General features: G+C 69.4%; 7 protein-coding genes. 3 read left to right on the top strand and 4 right to left on the bottom strand.

Going from position 1 to position 9125, the window contains the following annotated elements:
* The first annotated feature begins 120 nt into the window (after positions 1 to 120).
* Together C666_RS17435 and C666_RS19385 are read left to right on the top strand one after the other, a co-directional pair.
* Positions 121 to 1380, top strand: coding sequence for a putative Na+/H+ antiporter (locus C666_RS17435; RefSeq protein ID WP_028792406.1), 1260 nt, complete (start codon positions 121 to 123; stop codon positions 1378 to 1380).
* 164 nt (positions 1381 to 1544) lie between these two features.
* Positions 1545 to 4100: a sensor domain-containing diguanylate cyclase gene (locus C666_RS19385; protein ID WP_004345240.1), complete on the top strand. Its 2556-nt coding sequence runs from the start codon at positions 1545 to 1547 to the stop codon at positions 4098 to 4100.
* A gap of 17 nt (positions 4101 to 4117) precedes the next feature.
* Here the strand turns inward: C666_RS19385 and glyA are convergent, their stop codons facing one another.
* From glyA to C666_RS17410, 4 genes are read right to left on the bottom strand one after another with little or no spacing between them, the layout of a single operon-like run.
* Positions 4118 to 5383: a serine hydroxymethyltransferase gene (gene glyA / locus C666_RS17425; RefSeq protein WP_004345238.1), complete on the bottom strand. Its 1266-nt coding sequence runs from the start codon at positions 5381 to 5383 to the stop codon at positions 4118 to 4120.
* A gap of 10 nt (positions 5384 to 5393) precedes the next feature.
* Positions 5394 to 6578 carry an aspartate aminotransferase family protein gene (locus tag C666_RS17420; RefSeq protein WP_004345236.1) on the bottom strand — a complete coding sequence of 395 codons (1185 nt, stop codon included), beginning with the start codon at positions 6576 to 6578 and terminating at the stop codon, positions 5394 to 5396.
* Positions 6575 to 7426, bottom strand: a complete 852-nt coding sequence (locus C666_RS17415; protein WP_004345234.1) for a YggS family pyridoxal phosphate-dependent enzyme — start codon at positions 7424 to 7426, stop codon at positions 6575 to 6577. The genes C666_RS17420 and C666_RS17415 overlap by 4 nt, the downstream gene beginning before the upstream one ends.
* Entirely contained in the window at positions 7426 to 8664 is a 1239-nt protein-coding gene (locus C666_RS17410) for a benzoate/H(+) symporter BenE family transporter (RefSeq protein WP_004345230.1), read from the bottom strand. Before C666_RS17410 ends, C666_RS17415 begins: the two co-directional genes overlap by 1 nt.
* 112 nt (positions 8665 to 8776) lie before the next feature.
* Here C666_RS17410 and C666_RS17405 point away from each other — a divergent pair.
* Positions 8777 to 9125: GntR family transcriptional regulator (locus C666_RS17405; protein ID WP_004345227.1), on the top strand; the 349-nt coding region annotated here is incomplete at its 3' end.

Raw genomic sequence — 9125 nt, 5'->3', positions numbered from 1 at the left:
GCACGCGCATGCCTGCCGCCCGCCACGCGCGCCGCCGCGTCCGGTCGCCGGCATCCGCCCCCTTGCCGCGCCCCGGCGCGGCCGCAACGCACCCTTCCCGCACTTTTCCGGTAGAGCCGCATGATGCCAACGACAATCCAGCTGATCGGCGCGATCCTGTTCGCCATCGCCATCCTGCACACCTTTTCCACCAAGTTCTTCGAGCACCTGGCCCACACCCGGCCGGCCCACGCCGGGCTGTGGCACCTGCTCGGCGAGGTCGAGGCCGTGTTCGGCTTCTGGGCCATCGTGCTGATCGTGTTCATGGGCTTCACCGCCGGCCTGGACGAAGCCGTCGCATATCTCGATACGCGCAACTACACCGAGCCGATGTTCGTCTTCGCCATCATGGTGGTGGCGGCGAGCAAGCCGGTGATGCAGTTCGCCTCGGCCCTGGTGCGCATGATCGCGCGTGTCGTGCCGCTGCCCGAGCCGGTCGCGACCTACTTCACCATCCTGGCGGCCGTGCCGCTGCTCGGCTCCTTCATCACCGAACCGGCGGCGATGACGCTGGCCGCGCTGATGCTGCGCGAGCGCTACTACGGCCAGGGCATCTCCCGCCATCTGATGTACGTCACCCTCGGCGCCCTGTTCGTCAATGTGTCGATCGGCGGCACACTGACCAACTTCGCCGCGCCACCGGTGCTGATGGTGGCCTCCACCTGGGGCTGGGACTCGCTCTACATGCTGTCGCATTTCGGCTGGAAGTCGGCGATCGCGGTGTCCATCAACGCCGCGGCGGCAACGCTGATCTTCCACCGCGAACTGGCCGCGCTGACGCTGCCCGCCGCGCGCGCGGCGGCCGACGACGTGCCCGCGCCAATGATCGGCATCCACCTGTTCATGCTGTTCCTGATCGTCGCCTTCGCCCACCATCCGCCGATCTTCCTCGGCGTGTTCCTGATGTTCATGGGCCTGGCGACCGCCTACCCGCGCTTCCAGGAGCGCCTGATCCTGCGCGAGGGGTTGATGGTGGCCTTCTTCCTCGCCGGCCTGGTGGTGCTCGGCGGACAACAGGCCTGGTGGCTGCAGGCGGTGCTGACGAAGATGGACGCGACCACGGTGTACTTCGGCGCCACCGCGCTGACCGCGATCACCGACAACGCCGCGCTGACCTATCTCGCCTCGCTGGTCGAGGGCCTCAGCGACGAGTTCAAGCATGCCGTGGTGGCGGGCGCAGTCACCGGCGGCGGCCTCACCGTGATCGCCAACGCGCCCAACCCGGCGGGCATGTCGATCCTGCGCCGCGACTTCAACCAGGGCGTGGTGAACCCCCTCGGCCTGTTCGTCGCCGCGGTGCCGCCGACCCTGGTCGCTATCCTGGCCTTCCGCGTGCTGTAGCCCTGCCACCGCTGCGGGCATGCTTTCCGGCAGGCCGTGGGGCCCGCACTGCCGTCCGTCCGTGCGGCGGGCGGCAGTGCGCTGCGTGAGGCGCATGCCACTATCCGGAAACGGGAAAACAAATAGAATGCCCGGTTGCAAAAAAGCAGAAACCGACAAAAACGATGATTCCCCCCAGAAATCTTGCCCGTACCCTCCTGCTGACCCCCGCGCTGGTTGCAATCGGAGCGTACTGGTACTTCCTGCTGGACAGCCACCGCCAGATCAGGGAAGCAACGCTCGCCAGGACTGAAACGGTCGCCCAGCAACTGGCGAACGGGCTGGCCGCGCAGATGGCCTCGGTCGTCCGCAACATCGACTTCGTCTCGGACATTCTGCGCCAGGATTACGTCAGCGACAAAAGCGCGTTCGCGGTCTCCGTGCAAGGCGCGTTCCGGGCCTTTCCGGAACACACCCTGCTGCAGGTCGCGGTCATAGACCGCAACGGCTACCTCGCCTACTCCAGCCTCGGCATGCAGGAGAAGGTGTTCCTCGGCGACAGGGAGCACTTCCGCATCCACGCCGAGCACCCGGACACGGACCGCGCCTTCTTCGGCAAGCCGCTGCTCGGGCGCGTCTCCGGCTCGTGGTCGATCCAGTTCTCCCGCCCGGTCAGGCGCGACGGCGCGTTCGACGGTGTCCTGGTGCTGTCCATTTCGCCCGAATACCTGTCGCACGCGCTGGAGCAACTCGGCCTCGGCGAGCACGACAGCGCCGCGCTGATCCGCGAGGACGGCAGCTACCTGGCGACCAATCGCGACATCGACTTCTTCATCGGCGAGACGGTGAAAGGCTCGCCCCCGTACCTGGCGCCGGACGCGCCGGCGCGGGGCAGCTTCCGCGACGGAGCAACGCACGCACCGCTCGGCAGGATCTCCGCCTGGCGCCACCTGAAGGATTCGGACCAGCTCATGGTGCACGTCGGCATCGCCGAACAGGACGTCCTGGCGCCGGTCGAAGACGAAGCCGCCGCCAGCCGCAAGGCCAACCTCGCCGGCACGCTGCTGTTCCTGTTCCTGCTCGCGGTCATCATGCGCCAGTGGCGCAGGCTGGAGCACCAGCACATGCGCCTGCAGCGCAACGAGAAGCTGTACCGGAGCTTCTTCGAGAAGCACTCGTCGATCAAGCTGCTGGTGGACCCGCGCGATGGAAGCATCCGCTTCGCCAACGACGCCGCCGCTGCGTTCTACGGATACGCGCGAAGCACGCTGGAGAGCATGCGCATCACCGACCTCAACAGCCTGCCCGCCGACGAGGTCAGGGCAAGCATCGGCGAGGCGACAAGCAAGCGCTCGAACCGCTTCGTCTTCAAGCACCGCCTGGCCGGCGGAGCGCTGCGGGACGTCGAGGTCTATTCCTGCCCGCTCGAGATGGATGGCACCACGCTGCTGTACTCCATCATTCACGACATCACCGAACGCCAGCAGCTCGAGATCCGCCTGAAGGACAGCGAAGAGCGCTACCGGCGGGTGTTCGCCACGGTTCCCAGCGGCATGATGCTGCTCGACGGCGAGGGCGACATCGTGCTCTGGAACGACGCCGCGCTGACCATACTGGGCGTGGATGCGGCCGGGCTGCAGCGCCGGGCGGTGAAGCTCTTCAAGCGCGACGGCCAGCCCGTGGCGATCGAGGACTACCCGTCGCGGCGCGCCCTGCGCGAGCCGGCGGCGCACGCGCTGTACTATGCCGAACTCGAGAACGGCGGCAAGCGCTGGATTTCCGTGCATACCTCGCAACTGCCCCCCGACGCGCAAGGCCGCTCCGGCGCGGTCGTGTCCTACACCGACGTCAGCAAACTGATCGAGCTGGAGGAATCGCTGCTGATCAGCCAGTCGGTGTTCGAATCCACCACCGAGGCCATCGTCGTCGCGGATGCGGACAGCCGCGTCATCCGGGTCAATCCGGCCTTCACCCGGATGACCGGATACGACGCCGAGGAAGTCATCGGCAAGCGCCCCGTGGTGCTGTCCTCGGGGCAGCAGGACGAAGCGTTCTGGCAGGCCATGTGCCAGTCGCTCAACGCCAAGGGAAGCTGGGAAGGCGAAATCACCGACCGCCACAAGAACGGCCAGTTGTTCATCGAAAAGCTGAAGATCAGCGCCCTCACCCATCCGGACGGCATCCACTCGCGCTACGTCGCGCTGTGCTCGGACATCACCAGCCAGAAGGAGCAGGAGGCGCAAGTGTGGCACCGCGCGCACCACGATGCCCTGACCGGGCTGCCCAACCGGAACCTGTTCCTGGACCGCCTCGGCCAGGCGATCACGCGCGCCCAGCGCCGGCGCGAATCCGTCGGCCTGCTGTTCATCGACCTCGACCGCTTCAAGCCGGTCAACGACACCTGGGGACACCAGGCCGGCGACCTGCTGCTATGTCAGGTCGCCGCCCGCATCGGCACCGGGCTGCGGGACGAAGACACCCTCGCCCGCATCGGCGGCGACGAGTTCGTCGTCCTGCTGCCGCAGGTGGCCTCGATGGACGGCTGCCGGAACGTCGCGGCGAAGATCCTGGCGAATCTCGAAACCCCGTTCGAACTCGGCATGGCGACCCTCTCGATCTCGGCCAGCATCGGCATCGCGATCAGCCACGAAGGCGACTGCAGCGCCGAGGCCCTGCTGCACTCGGCCGACGTCCTCATGTACAAGGCCAAGCAGGAACGCAACAGCTTCGCGTCCGCCTGAACGCGGGGCGGGGGCCCTCAGCCATACACCGGGAAGCGGCGGCACAGCGCCGCCACCCGGGCACGCACATGCGCCGCCACCGCATCGGCAGTGCCGTTTTCCAGCGCGTCCAGCACGTCGCACAGCCAGCCGGCCAGTTGCTCGCACTCGGCGGCGCCGAAGCCGCGCGTGGTGACGGCCGGCGTGCCGATGCGCAGCCCCGAGGTGACGAAGGGCGGGCGCGGGTCGTCGGGCACCGCGTTCTTGTTCGCCGTGATGTGGGCGGCACTCAGCACCGCGTCGGCGTCCCTGCCGGTGTAGGGCTGGCCCGAGAAATCGAGCAGCATCATGTGGTTGTCGGTGCCGCCGGACACGATGCGGTGGCCGCGCCGCTGGATGAGCGCCGCCATCGCCCGCGCGTTGGCTACCACCTGGCGCTGGTAGGCCTTGAATTCCGGCGCCAGCGCTTCCTTGAAGGCCACCGCCTTGGCCGCGATCACGTGCATCAGCGGGCCGCCCTGGATGCCGGGAAACACGGCGGAATCGAGCTTCCGACAGAAATCCGCGCCCTGCCCCTGCGCCAGGATGATGCCGCCGCGCGGGCCGCGCAGCGTCTTGTGGGTGGTGCTGGTCACCACATGGGCGTGCGGCAGCGGGTTCGGGTACTCGCCCGCCGCCACCAGGCCGGCGACGTGGGCCATGTCCACCCAGAAGATCGCGCCCGCCTCGTCGGCGATGGCGCGCATGCGCGCCCAGTCCTTGTACCGCGAATAGGCCGAAAAGCCGCCGATCAGCAGCTTCGGCCGGGTTTCCAGCGCGATGCGCTCCATCTCGTCGTAGTCGATCAGCCCGGTTTCGGGGTCGAGGCCATAGGGCACGATCCGGTAGTGCCGGCCGGAGAAGTTGGACGGGTTGCCGTGGGTCAGGTGGCCACCCTGGGCCAGGTTCATGCCCATCACGGTGTCGCCGGGCGCGGCCAGCGCCAGGAACACCGCGGCGTTGGCCTGGGCGCCGGCATGCGGCTGCACGTTGGCGTAGTCGCAGCCGAACAGCGCCTTGGCGCGCTCGACCGCCAGCCGCTCGGCCACGTCCACATGTTCGCAGCCGCTGTAGTAGCGCTTGCCGGGATAGCCTTCGGCGTACTTGTTGGTGAACACCGAGTTCTGCACCGCCATCACCAGCGGGCTGGCGTAGTTCTCCGAGGCGATCAGTTCGGCGTGGTCTTCCTGGCGGCCTTCCTCGCCGCGCAGCGCGGCAGCCAGTTCCGGATCGAAGCCGGCCAGGGTCGTGGAGGGGTCGTACATGGTGCGATTCCTATGTTTGGTCGATGTCGAGCAGGCGCGCGACGCGCGCCGCGATGTCGTCGATCTGCGCCTCGCTGCAGATCAGCGGCGGCAGCAGGCGGAGGGTGTTGCCCCGCGTCACGGTGATGAGCAGGCGCTGTTGTTCCAGCGCGCGGCCCACCAGTCCGGCGCAGGGGTGGTCCAGCTCGATGCCGATCATCAGCCCCTGGCCGCGGATGGCGAGCACATCGGGATGGCCGTGCAGCGCCGCGCGCAGCGCGGCCAGCAGGCGCCGGCCGAGCACGGCGGCACGCTGCGGAAGCTGCTCGCGCGCCATCACGTCGATCACGGCGCAGCCCACCCGGCAGGCCAGCGGATTGCCGCCGAAGGTCGAGCCGTGCCCGCCGGGCGAGAACAGCGCCGCCGCCGGCCCGCGCGCCAGGCAGGCGCCGATCGGAAAGCCATTGCCCAGCCCCTTCGCCAGCGTCACCACGTCGGGCACGACGCCCGCATGGCGGTAGCCGAACCAGGCGCCGGTGCGCCCCATGCCGGTCTGCACTTCGTCGGCCATCAGCAGCCAGCCGTGGCGGTCGCACAGCGCGCGCAGTTCGCGCAGATACGCGGCGCCGGCCGCGCGCACGCCGCCTTCGCCCTGCACCGTCTCGACCAGCACGGCAACGATGTCCGGCGCTTCCGCGGCCGCCCGCCGCACGGCCCCGATGTCGTCGTACGGCACGCGCACGAACCCGGGCATCAAGGGCTCGAAGCCGCGCTGCGCCGCCGGGTTGCCGGTGGCCGCCAGGGTGGCGAGCGTGCGGCCGTGGAAGCCGTTGTCCATCACCAGCACCTGCGGCTGCGCCACCCGGGCGCGGCGGGCATGCAGGCGGGCGAGCTTGAGCGCGGCCTCGTTGGCCTCCGCCCCCGAGTTGCAGAAGAAGGCCCGCTCCATGCCCGCCAGCGCGCACAGCCGCTCGCCGAGGCGCTCCTGCCAGTCGATACGGAACAGGTTGGAGGTGTGCAGCAGCAACCCGGCCTGTTCGGCGATCGCGGCGGCGATGTCCGGGTGGGCATGGCCGAGGCTGGTGACGGCCACGCCCGCCATCGCATCCAGGTATTCGACGCCGTCCGCGTCCCACAGGCTCGCGCCGCTGCCGCGCACGAAGGCGACCGGCTGGCGGGCGTAGGCCTGCATCAGATGGGATGAGGTATCCGTCATGCGTCCCGCCCTCCGCTTTCCTGCGACCCGGACGCCCCGGAGCCGGGCCAGTAGTGGCTGTCCGGCAGCGCGCGCGCGCCGAAGATGGCCTGCCCCACGCGAACCACGGTGGCACCTTCCTCGACGGCGATCTCGAAGTCGCCCGACATGCCCATCGACAGTTTGTCCAGACCGACGCCGTCGGGCACGATCTGGCGCAGCCGGTCGCGCAGCGTGCGCAGCAGCACGAAGCACTGCCGCACCCGTTCGGCCTCGCTGGAGAACAGCGCCAGCGTCATCAGCCCGCGCACGCGCAGCGCCGGAAAGGCCGGCAGCGCCCACAGGAAGGCCGCGACCTCGGACGGCGGCAGGCCGTACTTGCTCGGTTCGCCCGAGGTGTTGACCTGCACGAACACGTCCAGCGCGCGCCCCTCGGCCTGCAGCCGGCGCTCCAGCGCCTCGGCCACGCGCAGGCTGTCCAGCGCCTGGAACTCGCTCGCGAAGCGCGCCACCAGCCTGGCCTTGTTGGTCTGCAGATGGCCGATCACCGACCAGCGCAGGTCCGGCAGGTCGGCCATCGCCTCCCACTTGCGCTGCGCCTCCTGCACCTTGTTCTCGCCCAGCATGCGGCAGCCCGCTGCGTAGGCCAGGCGGATGTCGGCCTCGGGCCGGGTTTTGCTGACCGGCAGCAGGCGCACGCCCGCCGGGTCGCGTCCCGCGCGGCGGCAGGCGGCGGCGATGCGCGCCTGCACGGCGGCGAGGTTGTGGCGCAGGTCTTCGACCGTCCCGGCCTGCGGGTAGCGGCCGTGCCGGTCGTGGCGGGTGGGGGTGGCGGGGGGCACCCCGCCCGTGGCGGATGGATCGTGCATCAATTCGCCTCTCCTTTGCCGATCGCGGCATGCAGGGTCCGCCACGGCGCCCGCGGCAGCCGGCCATTGAGCACCGCATGCGCCAGCAGGCCGACCACCAGCCCCCAGAACGCGCCGCCGATGCCGAACATCGTGATGTTGGCGGCGGCAGCCAGGAAGGTGATCAACGAGGCTTCGCGGGTCCTGGCATCGGCCAGCGCGCTGGCCAGGCTGCCGCCGATGGTGCCCAGCAGGGCCAGCCCCGCGAGCGTGGTGATGAAAGTCGGCGGAAAGGCCATGAACACGGCGGCGAGCGTGACGCCGAAAACACCGACGAGGATGTAGAGCACGCCCGCCGCGACGCCGGCGATCCAGCGCCTGGACGGGTCCTCGTGCGCCTCCCTGCCGGTGCAGATCGCCGCCGTGATCGCCGCGATGTTGAACGCATGGGAGCCGAACGGCGCCATCAGCAGCGAGCCCAGCCCGGTGACCGCCACGATGGGGTTGGCGCTGGTGCGAAAGCCGTCGTTGCGCAGCACCAGCATGCCGGGCATGTACTGGCCGGTCAGCGTGATCAGGAACAGCGGCAGCGCGACGCTGAGCAGGGCATTGAGCGAGAACGCCGGCATCGTGAACACCGGCGCGGCGAGCTTCAGCTCAAGCCCCGACAGGTCGACGCGCGCCTGCAGCAGCAGGAAGGCCAGCCCCAGCGCCAGGATGCCCACCACTGCATAGCGCGCGCTGAAGCGCTTGAGCACCGTGTAGGCCACGATCAGCAGGCCCGCCAGCAGCGGGTCGATGCTCATGCCGCCGAAGGCCTTGATGCCGAACTGCAGCAGGATGCCCGCCAGCAGCCCGGCGGCCACGCCGGGCGGAATCAGGCGGATGACGCGCTCGAACCAGCCCGACAGCCCCAGCGCGACGAAGGCGGCGGCGGACACCAGATAGGCGCCCACCGCCTCGGCATACGGCGTGGTGGCCAGGGCCACGACGAGGAAGGCGGCAGCCGGCGTGGACCAGGCGGTGATGATCGGCTCGCGCGTCATCCAGCTCAGCAGCACGCCCGTCACGCCCACGCCGATCGAGATCGACCACACCCACGAGGCCGTCAGCGCCGGATCGAGGCCGGCCACGCTGGCGGCCTGGAACACCAGGATGAAGGTGCCGCCGTAGTTGACGATGACCGAGATCAGGCCCGCGACCACGGGGTGGACGAAATCGCCGAAGCGGATGGCGGAAGAAGGTGTGGATGAAGACATGGCCTGCCTGCGGCTCCCTGGTCGATGAAGTTTTGACGCGGATGGAAAGCTGCTTTATATCTCGTCAATGGCTTGCCATATCCTTCCACTTTATCGACCGTGAGCAGACCACTTGTTCAAGCATGCCCAACTCGAATCCGTCAAAGCCTGGATCGGTGACCCGGCGCATCGCGCCCTGCCCCTGCATGCGCGCATCCAGCGCGCCATCCGCCAGTTGATCCTCGACGGCGCGCTCGACATGGGCAGGCCGCTGCCCGCGTCGCGTGCGCTGGCGGCATCGCTGGGGGTGTCCCGCGATACGGTGGAGTCGGCCTACGGCCAACTGCACGCGGAGGGCTTCATCGAGCGGCGCGTCGGCAGCGGCAGCCTCGTCTCGGGCAAGCTGCAGCGCGTGCCGCGCACCGGGTCGCGGCCCGGTGCGGTGCCCGCCCCCCAGGCCGGCCCGCGCCTCAGCCAGCGCG

The organism is Thauera linaloolentis 47Lol = DSM 12138, assembly GCF_000310205.1.
GTDB classification, from domain to species: domain Bacteria; phylum Pseudomonadota; class Gammaproteobacteria; order Burkholderiales; family Rhodocyclaceae; genus Thauera; species Thauera linaloolentis.
The sequence above is the reverse complement of the archived record's forward strand: the minus strand, read 5'-3'. Positions and strand labels throughout refer to the sequence as shown.

What these genes read in the sequence shown, in the direction of transcription:
- C666_RS17435 (WP_028792406.1), top strand. Translation starts at nt 121, where the DNA reads ATGATGCCAACGACAATCCAGCTGATCGGCGCGATCCTGTTCGCCATC.
- C666_RS19385 (WP_004345240.1), top strand. Translation starts at nt 1,545, where the DNA reads ATGATTCCCCCCAGAAATCTTGCCCGTACCCTCCTGCTGACCCCCGCG.
- glyA (WP_004345238.1), bottom strand. Translation starts at nt 5,383, where the DNA reads ATGTACGACCCCTCCACGACCCTGGCCGGCTTCGATCCGGAACTGGCT.
- C666_RS17420 (WP_004345236.1), bottom strand. Translation starts at nt 6,578, where the DNA reads ATGACGGATACCTCATCCCATCTGATGCAGGCCTACGCCCGCCAGCCG.
- C666_RS17415 (WP_004345234.1), bottom strand. Translation starts at nt 7,426, where the DNA reads ATGCACGATCCATCCGCCACGGGCGGGGTGCCCCCCGCCACCCCCACC.
- C666_RS17410 (WP_004345230.1), bottom strand. Translation starts at nt 8,664, where the DNA reads ATGTCTTCATCCACACCTTCTTCCGCCATCCGCTTCGGCGATTTCGTC.